Annotated in this window: 12 protein-coding genes; 8 read left to right on the forward strand and 4 right to left on the reverse strand. The window is 48.7% G+C overall.

What is annotated here, in order from left to right; translation table 11 throughout:
* Positions 1-2 precede the first annotated feature (2 nt).
* The 4 genes from K6Q96_RS11575 to glsA all read left to right on the forward strand — a co-directional run bounded on the left by K6Q96_RS11575 (position 3) and on the right by glsA (position 5,462).
* Positions 3-1,289, forward strand: coding sequence for a TRAP transporter large permease (locus K6Q96_RS11575; RefSeq protein ID WP_251875868.1), 1,287 nt, complete (start codon positions 3-5; stop codon positions 1,287-1,289).
* A 226-nt stretch (positions 1,290-1,515) separates the two neighbouring features.
* Entirely contained in the window at positions 1,516-2,895 is a 1,380-nt protein-coding gene (gene gad / locus K6Q96_RS11580; RefSeq protein WP_251875870.1) for a glutamate decarboxylase, read from the forward strand.
* Positions 2,896-2,967: 72 nt separating this feature from the next.
* Positions 2,968-4,527: a glutamine/gamma-aminobutyrate antiporter GadC gene (gene gadC, locus K6Q96_RS11585; RefSeq protein ID WP_251875872.1), complete on the forward strand. Its 1,560-nt coding sequence runs from the start codon at positions 2,968-2,970 to the stop codon at positions 4,525-4,527.
* Positions 4,524-5,462: a glutaminase A gene (gene glsA / locus K6Q96_RS11590; protein WP_251875874.1), complete on the forward strand. Its 939-nt coding sequence runs from the start codon at positions 4,524-4,526 to the stop codon at positions 5,460-5,462. Before gadC ends, glsA begins: the two co-directional genes overlap by 4 nt.
* Positions 5,463-5,508: 46 nt before the next feature.
* On the opposite strand, the gene K6Q96_RS11595 is transcribed toward glsA, so the two are convergent.
* Entirely contained in the window at positions 5,509-6,768 is a 1,260-nt protein-coding gene (locus tag K6Q96_RS11595) for a CinA family nicotinamide mononucleotide deamidase-related protein (RefSeq protein ID WP_251875877.1), read from the reverse strand.
* A 273-nt stretch (positions 6,769-7,041) separates the two neighbouring features.
* On the opposite strand from K6Q96_RS11595, the gene K6Q96_RS11600 reads away from it, so the two are divergent.
* Positions 7,042-8,229 (forward strand): aromatic amino acid transport family protein, encoded by a 1,188-nt coding sequence (locus K6Q96_RS11600; protein ID WP_251875879.1) that lies wholly within the window; start codon positions 7,042-7,044, stop codon positions 8,227-8,229.
* 148 nt (positions 8,230-8,377) lie between these two features.
* A complete protein-coding gene (locus K6Q96_RS11605; protein ID WP_251875881.1) occupies positions 8,378-9,265 on the forward strand; it encodes a DUF3943 domain-containing protein in 888 nt (295 codons plus the stop codon).
* 88 nt (positions 9,266-9,353) lie between these two features.
* Here K6Q96_RS11605 and K6Q96_RS11610 read toward each other — a convergent pair whose 3' ends face one another.
* The 3 genes from K6Q96_RS11610 to cysB all read right to left on the reverse strand — a co-directional run bounded on the left by K6Q96_RS11610 (position 9,354) and on the right by cysB (position 12,353).
* Positions 9,354-10,076 carry a sulfite exporter TauE/SafE family protein gene (locus K6Q96_RS11610; RefSeq protein ID WP_062660877.1) on the reverse strand — a complete coding sequence of 241 codons (723 nt, stop codon included), beginning with the start codon at positions 10,074-10,076 and terminating at the stop codon, positions 9,354-9,356.
* Positions 10,077-11,285 carry a methyltransferase gene (locus K6Q96_RS11615; RefSeq protein WP_251875883.1) on the reverse strand — a complete coding sequence of 403 codons (1,209 nt, stop codon included), beginning with the start codon at positions 11,283-11,285 and terminating at the stop codon, positions 10,077-10,079.
* Between the two features lie 93 nt (positions 11,286-11,378).
* Complete coding sequence (cysB, locus tag K6Q96_RS11620) at positions 11,379-12,353, reverse strand: HTH-type transcriptional regulator CysB (RefSeq protein WP_251875885.1); 975 nt, start codon at positions 12,351-12,353, stop codon at positions 11,379-11,381.
* Between the two features lie 320 nt (positions 12,354-12,673).
* On the opposite strand from cysB, the gene K6Q96_RS11625 reads away from it, so the two are divergent.
* Together K6Q96_RS11625 and K6Q96_RS11630 are read left to right on the forward strand one after the other, a co-directional pair.
* Positions 12,674-13,429 carry a DNA repair protein gene (locus tag K6Q96_RS11625; protein ID WP_251875887.1) on the forward strand — a complete coding sequence of 252 codons (756 nt, stop codon included), beginning with the start codon at positions 12,674-12,676 and terminating at the stop codon, positions 13,427-13,429.
* A 375-nt stretch (positions 13,430-13,804) separates the two neighbouring features.
* A complete protein-coding gene (locus K6Q96_RS11630; RefSeq protein WP_256481724.1) occupies positions 13,805-15,778 on the forward strand; it encodes a methyl-accepting chemotaxis protein in 1,974 nt (657 codons plus the stop codon).
* Positions 15,779-15,780: the final 2 nt, after the last annotated feature.

Below are 15,780 nucleotides of genomic sequence, written 5' to 3' on the forward strand. Positions count from 1 at the left end.
CAGTGGATATCTATATACCTATCATACTTCTTTTTGTTTTATTCCTTTTAAACATCCCCATTGCGTTCTCTTTAATAGCATCAGCAATGGTGTACTTCCTGTTTATCAATGACTCTTTGCCCGTCAGCCTGGTGATGCAGCGTTTTATTTCCAGCGTGTCGTCATTCCCCCTTTTGGCCATACCCTTTTTCATTATGGTCGGGTCAATCATGAACTACTCGGGAATAAGCCGGAACCTGCTTGCCTTTGCTGACTCTCTGATTGGTCATAAAACCGGTGGCTTAGCACATGTGAACGTCATGCTGAGTACCCTTATGGGTGGCATTTCAGGCTCTGCAAATGCTGATGCTGCCATGCAGTCAAAGATACTGGCTCCTGAGATGACGAAACGAGGCTACGACGTGGCGTTTACTGCCGCTGTCACTGCTACTTCTTCCAGCATCAGCCCAGTCATCCCACCAGGCATCAACCTCATCATCTTCGCGCTGCTCGCCAACGTATCTGTGCATTCGATGTTTATTGCCGGATATGTGCCTGCGTTTTTGATGGCAGCGTCACTGATGATCACCATCGCTTTCATCGCCAAAAAGCGTAACTACAAGCCTTCCCGTGAAAAGCCCGCCTCAGCAAAAGAGCGCTTTCATTATTTTGGGAAAGCCATACCTGCGCTGCTGATCCCATTCGGCATCATCCTGGGTATGCGCTTTGGCCTGTTTACGCCAACAGAAGCCGGTGCGATTGCGGTGTTGTTATGTACCATCATTGGCCTTTTGATCTATCGCGAGCTTAAACCTCAGCACTTTGTGCAGATCTTGCGGGAAACCATCCAAGGCACCAGCAGCGTCATGTTTATCATCGTGGGTGCATTGGTCTTCGGTTACTACATGACTCTGGAACAAATTCCCCAGAACGTCGCATCCATGTTGATTGGTCTTACCGATAACAAGTATGCGCTACTGCTGATCATCAACATTCTTCTGCTCGTTGTCGGTATGTTCATTGAAGGCGGTGCGGCGATGATCATTCTCACGCCACTGCTGCTACCAGCTGTGCTTAACCTTGGCATCAACCCTGTACACTTCGGTATCGTGGTTATCGTGAACATTATGATTGGTGGTGTCACGCCGCCGTTTGGTTCCATGATGTTTACCGTTTGCTCGATACTCAGGGTAAGAATGGTCGACTTTGTGCGTGAAGCAGCCCCTCTGCTGGGCGCATTGTTCGCTGTGTTGATGTTACTGACTTTCTCCGAAGGGTTAGTCATGTTCTTACCGAACTTGTTTAAATAATTCTCCTCACTCTAAAGTGCGCCTTATATTGGGCGCACTTTATTCTCCGCTCACAGATATGTCACCTTCAGGACTTCTCTGCCTCTTATCTCATATTTCAGTCACTTCATAGAGATATGCAATCTAATACTGAAACAGGTCTCAACGAGTAAGGCGCACCTAGGATTTTCCATACCGTTGAAAACTCAATCAGGACTGCAATAAAAACCCTTATAAGGAGCAGACAATGGGATTGCACTTCACCAACAAACAAGACCCAGAAATAGAAGATATTTACGAAGAGGCCCTCTCTCAAACCCAGCTTCCCAAGTATTCTCTTCCCCAACAAAGCCAATCACCGGAGCTGATTGCCCAGCTGTTGAAAGATGAGTTGTTGATGGATGGCAACGCGCGCCAGAATTTGGCGACGTTCTGCTCGACCTGGATGGAGCCCAGTGTTCACGATTTGATGGATGTCTGTATCGACAAAAACATGATCGATAAAGATGAATACCCCCAAACCGCAGAAATTGAAGCCCGCTGTGTTCATATCCTCGCTAAGCTTTGGAACAGCCCGGAGAGTGACACTACGGTCGGCTGTTCAACCACTGGCTCTTCGGAAGCAGCCATGCTGGGCGGCCTTGCCATGAAATGGAACTGGCGAGCGAAACGCGAGGCACAGGGAAAACCCGCCGATAAACCCAATATTGTTTGTGGGCCCGTGCAAATTTGTTGGCACAAATTCGCCCGATACTTCGATGTGGAAATGCGCGAAATTCCGCTTGATGGTGACGAAGTCTGCATGAACCCAGACAAGCTTTCAGAATATGTCGATGAAAACACCATCGGGGTGGTTCCGACTCTTGGGGTGACCTACACCTGTGTATTCGAGCCGGTAGAAACCATTTCCAAAAAGCTGGATGAGCTCCAAGCGGAAACCGGTCTCGACATTCCTATTCATGTTGACGGCGCTTCAGGTGGATTTATTGCACCTTTTGTTAATCCTGAATTGAAATGGGATTTTAGGTTGCCCCGCGTGGTTTCCATCAATAGCTCTGGTCACAAATACGGGCTCGCCCCCCTCGGCGTTGGCTGGGTAGTATGGCGCGATAAACAGCATCTTCCGGAAGACTTAGTGTTCAGCGTGGATTATCTCGGTGGGAACATGCCGACCTTCGCGCTGAACTTCTCGCGGCCAGGTGGGCAAATTGTCGCGCAATACTACAACTTCCTTCGTCTTGGCTTTGATGGCTATAAAGGCATTCAGACGACGTGTCTGAATACCGCTCAGTGGCTTGCAGATGAGATAGCTAAGATTGGACCCTTCGATCTTTTCTACGACGGTCGTGGAGGCTTACCGGCACTGAGCTACAGCCTAAAAGAAGGCGATTGGGGATTTACCCTCTATGACCTCTCTGACCGAATGCGAATGCGAGGTTGGCAAATTGCTTCTTATCCTCTTCCTGGCAATCGTCAGGACACTGTCATTCAACGCATTATGATCCGACATGGCGTCAGCAAAGACATGGTTGCGTTGCTACTGGAGGATCTGAAGCGCTGCGTTGACTACTTCAAGCAATACCCGCAAGTCCACTCTGGTGCGACTTCTACTTTCCACCACGGCTGATCTTTGTCTTACAGCTCTTTACATCACCCACTGTCAGGCCAGATCCGGCCTGACAGGTAAAGGACTATCCAAATGAATAACAAAAAAGATTCTTCAGTTGGCGCAAATGAAGTAGGAAAAATCAGCGTCGTTACCTTCGCGATCATGAATATTGTGGCCGTAGTCAGCCTCAGAGGGCTGCCTGCAGAAGCCGAGTATGGATTGAGCTCAGTGTTCTTCTATGTCTTCGCTGCGGCATTCTTTCTGGTGCCTGTCTCATTGGTCGCGGCTGAGCTCGCTACAGGCTGGCCCGAAAAAGGCGGCATATTTCGCTGGGTTGGTGAAGCCTTTGGGCCAAAGCTCGCCTTTATGGCAATGTTCTTGCTCTTCGTTCAGGTGTGCGTTTGGTTTCCCACGGCATTGACGTTTGGTGCTGTTTCGCTGGCCTTTATCGGCCCGGACCAAACCTTTGATGCTGCACTATCTGAAAACAAATTCTTCGTTTTGGCTATCGTGCTCGCAATTTACTGGTTCGCAACCTTTGTCGCTTTTCGCGGGGTAGCAGCCTTTACCTTGCTGTCTAAATGGGGCGGTATCATTGGTACCATTATTCCCGCTATTATCCTGATACTGCTTGGCTTCGCCTTTCTGTTCAGCGGCGAAAAAATCCAGATTGAAATGGAATGGAAAGACTTGGTGCCTGACCTTTCCAACTTCAACAATGTGGTGCTGGCCGCCAGTATTTTCCTTTTTTATGCCGGGATGGAGATGAACGCCATCCACGTAAAAGATCTCGATAACCCTACCCGTTCATATCCCCTTGCCATTGGTATGGCGGCATTGGGTACTGTGGTGATCTTTGTGCTTGGCACACTCGCCATCGCCTTTGTAATCCCAAGTGCAGATATCAACCTGACCCAAAGCCTGTTAGTGGCCTACTTTGACATGTTCAAATGGGCAGGACTGGGTTTCCTCGGTCCGATTATGGCGATTTGCCTCGCCATTGGCGTGCTGGCTGGGATTGTCACATGGGTTGCAGGCCCATCCACTGGTTTGCTTGAAGTCGCCAAGGCGGGTTATATGCCAAGGTTCTGGCAGCACACTAACAAGAATGGCATGGCGACCCATATTCTCTTAGTGCAAGGCATCATTGTGAGTTTCCTTGCCGTTACCTTCGTGGTTCTGCCGTCGGTAGAAGCGGCTTACCAAATCCTGAGTCAGCTAGCTGCCGTTATCTACCTCACTCTGTATATGCTGATGTTCTCAGCGGCGATTTACCTCCGCTTCAGTCAGCCCAACCGACCCCGCCCCTATCGTGTGCCGGGAGGAAAGAAAGGTTTGTATGTGTTTGCCGGGGTGGGTTTTACCAGCTCGGCGATTGCCTTCGCGTTCAGCTTTATCCCACCCAGTCAGATTGCTGTGGGTAGCCCAACAACCTTTATTTCTATCCTTGTTGGCCTCAGTCTGGTGTTCGCGATTATTCCTTTTCTGATATATGCCGCGAGGAAACCGCACTGGCGGAGCGAAAACTCAGACTTTGCACCATTTACATGGCAGGTAGAGGGTGTGCATCCTGGCATTGAAAATCATTCAGACCGACACACGGAATCTGTCACCGAAATGCATCGAGAAGGAAAAGGAGACGCGCAATGAGTCATCTACCTTCCGCCAGCGAGCTTCAGGCTTTGGTTAACGATACTTACCATCAGTTTCGCGATCTCCCCGGTGGTGAGAATGCCAGTTACATTCCTTATCTTGCTTCAGTTCCTTCAGAACTAGCAGCTTTAGTCGTGGTCACGGCTGATGGTGACGTTTATCAAGCTGGCGACAGTGACTTTGGCTTTGCCATTGAATCCATATCCAAAGTGGTGACGCTGGCTTTGCTGATGGAAGATGTCGGATCCGAAACGGTTCGTGAAAAGATTGGAGCGGAACCTACTGGCCTTCCATTCAATTCCGTCTTGGCTTTATGTGAACATCAAGACAAGCCTCTCTCTCCGTTGGTCAATGCGGGCGCAATGGCCAGTGTCAGCTTGTTAACAGCAGATAATCCAGAACAAAGGTGGCAACGCATTCTGGACATGCAGCGTCGAATCAGCGCGGGAAACGTGACACTGTCAGAGGAAATCAACCAATCTGAACAAACCACCAATTTCCATAACCGTGGCATCGCATGGCTGCTTTACGCCGCGGGGAACTGTTACTGCGATCCGATGGAAGCTTGCGAGGTTTACACCAGACAGTGCTCCACACTCGTCACGTGTAAAGACCTGGCTGTGCTAGCCGCCACATTTGCAAACAAAGGTGTCAATCCACTATCTGGTGATCAGGTTATGTCCCGAGACAATGTGGCACCTTTACTCGCAGAGATGACCATGGAAGGTTTATATGACTACTCCGGTGACTGGGCATTTGAAGTGGGTCTTCCCGGCAAAAGTGGCGTGGGTGGAGGATTGCTTGCCGTTGCTCCGGGGAAATGTGGCATTGCGGCATTCTCTCCGCCCTTGGATGAATCCGGCAACAGTGTGCGCGGGCAGAGGATGATTGCGGAACTCGCGAAAGCACTCAATCTAAATATCTACCGATAGCGTTGGAATGTATGCAGAAAAATGGCCTGATTATCAGGCCATTTTTTCATTGTTCAGGGTCTTGTGCTTCCTCGACGGGAATATGAAGCGATTCCAACGTCACAAGAGAGGCAATCTCTGGGAACATGTTTTGACCGGTTAGATAACGTCTCAACAGGTCGAGCAACATGGTGCTGCAGTAAATCCGAAAGTTCTCCGGTGTCTGGTTGCGACGGGGCTTCACGATCACTCCCCAATCGCCCTCCTGAGAAGACAAACCAAGAGCTACTCTGTCTGCTTCAAGATTTCCGCAAGCAAGACCAATATTGGCACCGGCATTTTCACGGGAAGCAGCAGCCATGGCGAGCACAGCAGCCAGCGGATTGTAATCTCCATCTGCTGTCAGTGTTGATTCATTCAACACCCAAGACTGGACAAGTGCTTGGCGCGTATCGTCATCTTGGTTCAGCCAATTGGTGAGATAACCACCAGAGAATTTTTCGGCTACAGCCAGAGTGAGACCACAGTCCTCGAGCAATACACCTACAGATTCCAGCATGGGAAGGCCATCACCTACCATCAAATCACCAAGGACATTACGCACACCATCAGCCACCAGCGAGATATCCGAGTGTTGTCGTGGTGAGAACACTTTCACTTCAATGAAAGGTAAGGCGGAACGGTAGCCTAACTCGAAACCTTCCGGTAACGCCAATGATTCAAGCTTGTCGTTCAGTAGAGACTCAGAGAAGCCAAAAGTATAGAAGCGGTTAATTTCCCGGCGGTAAGTATTGGGGAAGCGCTCTTGAAGCCTTGGCAGAATTTCGTTATCGAACATCTGCTTGAACTCACTCGGCACACCTGGGGTGAAGAAGAAAAGACAATCATTAAGTCCGGCAGCAAATCCACATGCACTGCCTACAGGGTTATCTACCAACTCGCTGCCTTCGGGTAACATTGCCTGTTTGATGTTGCTTTTAGGCATTGTCTTGCCGTTCTTTTCAAAACGGTTTTTTAACTCCGTCAGCCAAAGGCTGTTCAGTTCGAGATCGACGTCCATCGCCATTGCCATGGCTTCTGTAGTCAGGTCATCCGTGGTTGGCCCAAGACCACCATTGACGATCACCACATCAGACACCTGACTACATCTAACTAGCTCAATGGCGATGTCATCCAGAGCATCTCCCACCGTCACACGGCGGTGCATAGCGAACCCTTCCTCAAAGCAGCGTCTAGACAGCCAAGCCGCATTGGTATCGGTGATGTCTCCGTGAAGCACTTCCTCACCAGTGCTGAGCATTGCAACTCGAAGTTTGCTGTGTTCCACCGATATCTCCTTGTTCGGACTGTATTAATACTCAAACGTTATCAGGAAGCCCGTTCAAGCACAAAAAATACTCACCAGATACGATTCAAATTCAACGTGCTTTCACAGCTTGGATGAACAACTTCAATCGCAAATAAATAATTACATCAACCGTACCTTAATGCTTACATTTATCTTTACAGCAAAATAGAATTCTATATTCTGGCGTGGCAACAGAAGTATCAACCCGGTTCCATGCCAATTTCGTAAATATATCATTACAAGAAGTCGACTATGCGCAGTAAAGTTTTAGGAAGCATTCTCATTATTGCTAGCACCACCATCGGAGCCGGTATGTTGGCACTCCCCCTTGCATCGGCCGGGCTGGGATTCACACAGTCCATTTTCCTGATGTTCGCCATGTGGATGCTGATGAGCTATACCGCATTATTAATGCTAGAGGTTCACCAACATGCACCAGCAAACGCGACCCTAAATAGTCTGGCACGACAATTCCTTGGCAAAAAAGGACAGTGGGTTGCAACGGCCGCCACATTGTTTCTACTTTACGCACTTTGCGCCGCTTACATTGCGGGCGGTGGTAGCCAGTTCCATAACAAATTGTCTGCACTCAGGATGGCAGAGTCGCTTCCTCAGAATACTGGGATTGTGCTGTTTACTGTGCTGGTCGCTACCGTCGTCATGTTAGGTACCCAAAAGGTAGATGTGATTAACCGCGGACTGTTTTTACTCAAAGTCGTATTGCTCGGTCTTTCTCTTGCCTTACTACTTCCGTTAGGCAAGAGTCAGAATCTGGTGTCTCTACCTCTTCAAGAAGGCTTACTCATCGCAGCGATTCCAGTCATGTTCACTTCATTTGGCTTTCATGGCAGCATCCCTTCAGTGGTCGCCTACACTGGGCTTAACATTAAAGTACTAAGAAAAGTCATGCTGATTGGGTCAGCACTACCTCTGGTTATCTACGTACTTTGGCAAGCCGCAAGTTTTGGTGTATTAGGGGCGTCAACGCTTTCTCAAAACTCTAATCTGGGGATGTTCATTCAATCTATCAGTGCGGCGGTAGATTCCACGCGCATCGCCAATGCGATTCCTCTATTCGCTGATCTGGCTCTCGCGACTTCCTTTCTGGGCGTGAGTCTGGGTCTCTTTGACTTCATGGCTGATATGTTGAAACGCCCAGCATCTACAAAAGGCCGAATTCAAACTGGTTTAGTGACTTTTATCCCTCCCATGCTGGTCGCTTTGTTTTACCCGCAAGGATTCATTGCAGCTTTAGGTTTTGCCTCCATAGCATTGGTCATTTTGGCTGTCGTACTTCCCGTTTTAATGGCTCTGAAAGTGCGCCGTTTAGGTTTAAATCGCGACCAATATCAAGTTTCCGGTGGAAAAGTAGCCCTTTCCGTTGCTATGATTAGCGGCCTTTCCGTGATTGCCTCACAATTAGCACACGGTATTGGGTAGTAACCATATGTATCGGTGCCGTTCAGAAAGGACGTACTGAATCGCATCGACGGACGAAAATTCGTCTAACTCAAGAATTTATATGCCAGACCACTCGCACAATTTGTCGCGATGAGGTTTGGCATTTTGTTTGTGTGGGAGATCCTACGTGCGCTTTCGCTCTACTATCGCAGCCGCCGCTTTATTTGTAACTCATTCTGTCTCTGCATTCGATGCGTCCACCATCAACTTCGAGCAGCAGGCCTATGTCTACAACAACCAGTTGAATTACAGCCACACTGCGCTGGAGACAGACAAGCCTATCCAGAACGGGTATTCTTTTGATGTAAATGAGTACCGTTCACAAGGACTGCCTCGTTACCTATCTACCTCTTCCGGTAAAGACTGGGATTACCTGATGGGTCAGACCTACACCATTCTTGGCCTAAGTGTGGCAACTGTTGGCCTGATGACTTTCTTGCCTGAAAGCGTCACCAACTGGACAGCAGAAGATCGTGACTTTTCCAACCTTGGTAAAAAGTGGTGGGACAACGTATCTGAAGGTCCTGTCTGGGATAAAGACGACCACTACCTGAACTATGTGATGCACCCTTATTTTGGTGGTGTTTACTACACCGCTGCGCGTCACTCTGGCTTCAACGAGTTTGAGTCTTTCCTTTACTCGTTCACCATGTCGACTTTTTTCTGGGAATACGGTGTGGAAGCCTTTGCAGAAGTTCCTTCGATTCAGGACATCATCGTCACACCTTTGTTTGGTGCGGCTGTCGGTGAGTGGATGTATCTGACCGAACAAAACATTGTTGCTGACGGCGGCGAAGTTTTAGGTTCAGATACGCTGGGTGGCGTCAGCCTGTTCCTGTTGAACCCTGTAGGTCACATCCACGGTTGGGTAACCAACTTGTGGCAAGGCGACACTGACGTTCGCATGAACTATGACCCATGGTTCAACAACCAGGAAGCAGCGCGTTATGCGGCAGATGCGGGTACGCCATATGACAGCCAGTTCATTGGTATGCAGGTCAGCCTAAAGTTTTAAAGGGCCTTTGAGCCATGAGAAAAGCCAGCGATTATCGCTGGCTTTTTTGCATCTGTGAAACTGGCAAAGCACCTCTGGTTTAAGTCGACTAAGCAAGCCCCTTGCTGAGAAGCGCGATACCGGCAAAACCACATAAGATCAGCAATCCGTACCTTACCCACTCAGCCCTGACATAAGGCGCCAGGCGAAGTGCCAATAAAGAAGACAACAGAACAAATGGCAAGGAGATCAGGCTAACTTTCAAGTGCCATAGCTCAAAGTATCCCGCCATAGCTTGCGCACCTAAAGAAATCGCGCAACTGAAAATGAAATACCCTGCAAGCGTCGCCCGGAGTTTCACCACATCCATTTTCTGCAGCACCAATGCCATCGGTGGACCGCCTATCCCAGTGGTTGTCCCCATAACGGCAGCTGCAAATCCCGCCCAGAACATGTTCTTGTTGTTTGGTTCTACGGCAAATTTGAAGATACTAGCCACTACAGCAATCAGCACTGCTGCCCCCATCAGTAACTCAAGCGCATTGACGGAGAGATAGAACAGCAACGCGGAAGCAACAAAGGTTCCCGGTATCCGCCCGACGAATGCCCAGCTGATCCCTTTGAACGACAACTGACTGCGGTATTGCCAGGTATTCACTATCGCCAGTCCCAGCGTCACAAGTGTCACTGCCGCAGGAACCAAAGAGGGTTCAATGAACATTAGGATTGGAGCAGATACAATGGCAAGCCCAAAGCCAATCAAACTTTGAACAAAAGCACCGGCACTCAATGCCAGTGTGATTAAGACAAGTTCTTCCGTGCTCAGTGCCATTCACTTTTTCCTTATGGCATGAATAAGCAAATTCCTCGGCGTCAGTTCGCGAGAGCAGAATGTCGAGATGTCTGTGTGGTAGCCGTTTTCTGTCAGGTAAAGGGCCCGGTCGAGAACCAACCATATTTCGAGGGGGCGTCGGAACAGCGTTCTTACTGTCTCCATCTTCTCTACGGTATGGAAGCGGGTTTCTCCGATTAGAAGGAAATCATCGAAACAAATGCCCTCTGGCAGAATGATGCTTTTTTGTTCAGCCGCCCAATAACAGAATGCCTCAAAACCCTCATTCAACAAAGATTTTTGTACATTGGGCACAGGTAAATATTTATCAGATTCAGACAAACTTCTCTGTAACGCATCAAAACCAAGTCGGAAGCTCACTTCGACAAAACGTTTATTCCTGACGGTTTGTCCCGCCGTCACGGTTTCCTGCAGCGGTAACTTTAAATCGTGCTTACTAAGCAACAATGTCGACGCTTTTGCTAACGAAGACAAAGGTTGATAGTGCTTGTCCTGAATCAAGTGATAGCAACAAGGTGATACTGATACCGATGAAGGTTTGGCTACCACCGCGTGACGTAACAGTGTCACATGCAAGTCACCGCACGCATGCAGGGCAACCGCGTGATCACACGCTTCAACGAGCTGTTGGCTTTCTTTGGCAAAGGCATCCCCCTGCACGAACTGCATCGGTAACTGATGCTGAGCAGCGTAAGCCTGCCCATCCTCACAGAGTGCCTGCTGCCACTCCAAGCTGGTGACATTTGCTTTTTTCGTTACCGCCAGAATGCGTCCTAAAAAACCTTTACCAGCGCACCATTCTAACCAGCGCTCTCCTTCACCACCGGGCACTGCCGCCGTGAACGTACTGACTTGAGACCATTTACGGCCCGGAACCCCGGTCGACCAATGAGAGTCACAGGAAACATCCTCGGTTTCTTGCTGTGTTATCGCAGATAAACTGACAAAAGCGTCTGCTTCCGGAAGCCACTCATTGAGCACTTTGGCTAATGCTGTAGGGTTTGCTTTCCAGGTTTCCAGTTCCTGAAGAGATTGAGAGTCCAACCATTCACATAGTTCTGGATGGCTCTTTCGCCACGGTAAGTCGAGGCAATCAAAGGGAACGCCCTGCCAAAACGCCTTATGCAAAGACAATAAAGCATCTAACTGAGTAAAGCGTTCAGTGAGAACATTGAAGGGCACTGACAAGAAAGTACTCCACCCGCATTGCGGAATCACCGGAAAAACAGGCGAAGTATATACCCATCTCAGGGAGAGGTGCAGGACTTCTCTTAACGAAGGCTATCGCACAGGAAGGTCAAACTGGTCGAAGAACTTCTCTACTTCGTTTGGGTCTTTTATCTGAATCGCTTTTTCTATGGTTTCGCGGGTAAGATGCGATGCGAAACTCTCGATGAAATCGTACATATAGCCTCGAAGTACCGTGCCTCTTCTGAAGCCAATTCGTGTCGTGCTGGCATCAAAAATATGACTGGCATCTATCGCCACCAAATCTTTATCTAATTCATTGTCATAGGCCATACGAGCCATCACACCAATACCCACCCCCAGACGGACATAAGTTTTAATCACGTCAGCATCCGTGGCAGTAAAAACAATATTTGGTTTGAGTTTGGCTTTGTTGAACGCTGTATCCAAACTGGAGCGCCCGGTAAAACCGAACACATAAGTCACCAACGGGTACTGAGCAATATCGTAAATGGTGATGGAAGAACGCTGTGCCAGCGGGTGATCTTTCCGTACGATCAATGAACGCGTCCAGTGATAACAAGGCAACATCAGCAAATCTTCGTAAAGGTGCGATGCTTCTGTTGCAATGGCAAAGTCAGATGTCCCCTTTAAAACAAAATCAGCAATTTGGCTGGGGGCTCCCTGATGCATGTGTAGGGATACTTTCGGGTAGCGTTTCACAAAACGTGAAATCACATCAGGCAATGCATATCTCGCCTGCGTATGGGTCGTCGCGACATTCAACTGGCCACGTTCCGGGTTGGTATATTCCTGTGCCACTGATTTGATGCTGTCGACCCGTGAAAGAATGTCTCTTGAAATTTCAACAATCTGACTGCCAGCGGGAGTCAGTTTAGTGAGGTGCTTTCCACTGCGACCGAAAATTTGCACACCCAACTCATCTTCGAGCGCACGAATTTGTTTACTAATACCCGGTTGGGACGTGTAAAGGCTTTCTGCTGTAGAAGAAACATTGAGGTCGTGGTTAACCACTTCGACGATATATTTTAGTTGTTGTAATTTCATAAAGTTGCAGCAAGAGAGAAATGGGACTAATGCTGTTATAGCGCTAAATTCAGCGAAGGCGTAGCCTTATAGCACGTAACCTTTATCCAGCGCCCAAAATACCCTACCTTGCCTTGGCTTCAAGGCTAATGATTATGGGCGATAACTTAATGATAGCGCGGTAAATAAACGTGCGTTCTGGCGCAGTAAGTTGGAGAAAAGGATTACGCTACGTCAGAATTTAGCTAAGATCGAAAATAGTACTAACAAACTATGACCCTATCAGCAGATCGTGTATCTTAGGCAGTCATCGTTTAAACAGGGATTATCGACGCTCACTTATGAATATCGCCTTAATTGTTGGCCTATGCGTCATTTTGCTCGGTCTTATTGTTGGCTACAACATTATGGCCCAGCAACGTCAGCGCGTGGAGTCATCAAAGCGCCAGGAAATGGCTAAATATATTGCAGTTATTGATGCCACTGAAGAGCTGATCGGTAACGCACATAACCTTCCTTACAGCGGGTCCCTGCTGGTTTGTTTGAACCAGAAAATTCTTGATGCTCTCAAAACCATGCACGAGATCGACAAGAGCGATCGCTCTCTCCCTCAGCGTATCGCTGATGTGCAGCAACAGGTTAATCAGATCAAGCAGGCTTACCAAAACAAAGAATCCACCTCTTTCCGTGTTCCTGACACCGATCGCGAAGCCATTTCAATGCTGAAGTTGGTCAAGCGTCTTCGCGCAGTCATCAAGGCAGAGCACACCAAGGGCCGTATGCAAACTCAAGCGTTTGTGGCTGAAAACTCGCGCCTTGAGCAGATGCAAATGAAGATAAACATCGAGAATGTGTTGAAACGCGTAAACGATGCGAAGATCAAAGGTCAGATGGGTACTGCCCAACAATTGCTGAAAAAGGCGTTGGATGTGGTGAGCGCCAAGAATGACCCATACTGTCAATCAGCGAAAGAAAGCCTCTCCGCCATGCTGGAAGATGTCAATTCCGCGCTGAATAAAACCACTGCTGCCCAGCAACCAAAAGAAAAAGAAGGCGACGAGTTGGACGAACTTTTTGCGCCTAAGAAAAAGTGGTAACACATTAATCTCCTCTCTTATCAAAAGCCCCGAACAAGGGGCTTTTTTTGTACCTTCCACTCGTCACTGCAAACCCATACTCCTTCAGACTGAATAGCCAACAATCCGTACACATAGAATCACTTTCGATACACTTGTTCATAATTTATTTTAATCCGCGAATTATTTGTGCGTCAGATAGCATTTTTTCATTAAAGAACAACGTACGGTGTGCCGATATGAATGTTTGATGTCACAATCCTCGGCCTTTTTTTGGTTTCTCCCAAGCCTTTATTTAGAGGCGAAAATTTGGAAGCCGTTGTGACTCAAGGCTGCCGTGCTATGCCGCGCAGTGTTTGAATCCCCATCGCCAGACTGTCGTAGAGTGAGAGAACAATGAAGTTGTCCGTCGTACAGAGAACAGTTGCAGGTTTTGTCTTAATGTTCGTATTAATGGCATCACTAAGCAGCGTTAGCCTGTTCAACGCCAAGACCCTACAGGGCAAGGTTGAACAAATCACCGACCAATCCACCCCCATGGTTGTTGCATCCGGAAATCTGATCACTCAGCTGATGCGCACCAACCTATTGGTAAGAACTTTCCACAATGACCCATCTGAATCAAGCCAAATTGACCAAACATTTGAAGAACAGAAACGCCGCTTCTTTGACGCGCTCAACACCGCTCAACAGGGGCGCCCGACTGACGCCGAACGCCAGCAACTGAATGCTATATCACAAGCGTCGAACGGCTACTTTGAGCAGGCAAAAGTACTGATTGAGCTGCAGAAGCAAGCCAACCAGTTGATTGCTGAGCGAGAAGCGTTGGATCTTAAATTCCTGCGTTTAGAGGATACCTACCAGTGGGCTGCTAACCTTCTTTTGCAAAAAGCTTCTGTGAAGCGCTCACTGCACAACCGCGCAGAACTCATTACCAGTGGTATTGCCCGTGACCTGAAAATGCTGCGCCGCGCTGATCAAGACACCAACCTTGATAAGCTTCGTGCCACTATGGCAAAGGACATCGAAATCGCGTTCAAACGCCTTGAGCTGATTAACGTAGAGGATGATGTAAAAGCCCGCTACTCAAGAAACCTGAAGAAAGTCGAGTCACTGACGTTAGGTGATAACGGCCTGATTGAAGTGCTGAGACAACAACAGCAGGTTAATACCCGCCTTCAACAGGAAAGCCAACGGACCAACCGCCAGATGGAAGATATTCAGGGTCAACTCGAAGGTTACGCTCAGTACGCTCAGCAACTGGCCACCAGCAGCCGTAAAGATGCTGAAGCAGCAGTAAGCGAAGCTTTCCTTTATGTCATTCTGATGACCTCAATTGCTGCGGTTGTCAGCCTTTGGGTTGGCGTCAGCACCACTCGCAGTATTCAAAAGCCCCTGGCATTGATCCGAAACGTGCTCGATAAGATGACCGACGGCGACATGCGCACCCGTGCAAACTACAACGCGCAGGATGAGTTTGGAGAGCTCAGTCGCTCGATTGATGAACTGGCGAATACCATGGCGCAAACACTAGCCAAATTTGGTGACGGTGCACAGCACCTGCTTGATGAGGCAAGCCGTGCAGCAAACGTTAGCGAAAGCGCCATGTCACGGGTAGAAGACCAAAAATCTCGAACCGATCAGGTAGCAGCAGCAATTTCTGAGATGGAAGTGAGCGCAAAGGAAATCTCCCGCTCTACGGAACTAACAGTGTCAGAAGTAGAAAGTACGAATGATGCGGCGAATAGTGGTCGTTCACAGGTTTCCCGCAGCCGTCAGTTGACGGAACAGCTCTCCGGCAACATCGAAGAGGCGGTGAACAACACCCAGCAGCTCAACCAATACTCCAACAACATCGGCTCTATCTTGCATGTGATTCAGGATATTGCAGAGCAAACCAATCTGCTGGCACTGAATGCAGCGATTGAAGCAGCACGTGCAGGTTCTCATGGCCGTGGCTTTGCCGTTGTCGCAGATGAAGTGCGCGCCCTAGCGACTCGCACCCAGCAGTCGACAGAAGAAATTCAGCAGATGATCAACAACCTGCAAGGCAATGCTTCGCGTATGGCGGAAACCATGAGCACCAGTCAGAAACAGATGGAAGAGTGTCTGACACAAACCCGCATGACTGATGAAACCCTGCAGGACATTGTTTCACGCATGAATTCCATTCACGAGATGGCTGTGCACGTAGCTCAGGCGACCGAAGAACAAATCAAGGTGAGCCATGATGTTGCAGAACACATCAATGGTATTGCGCACGTGGCTTATGAAGCAGAGAAAGATGCACGCGCATCAGCTTCGAGCAGTGAAGCTCTGGCAGACTTGGCACAAGACCAGCAAAACCTGATTGCAAACTTCCGCGTTTAAGG

Source organism: Grimontia kaedaensis (genome assembly GCF_023746615.1).
GTDB classification, from domain to species: domain Bacteria; phylum Pseudomonadota; class Gammaproteobacteria; order Enterobacterales; family Vibrionaceae; genus Enterovibrio; species Enterovibrio kaedaensis.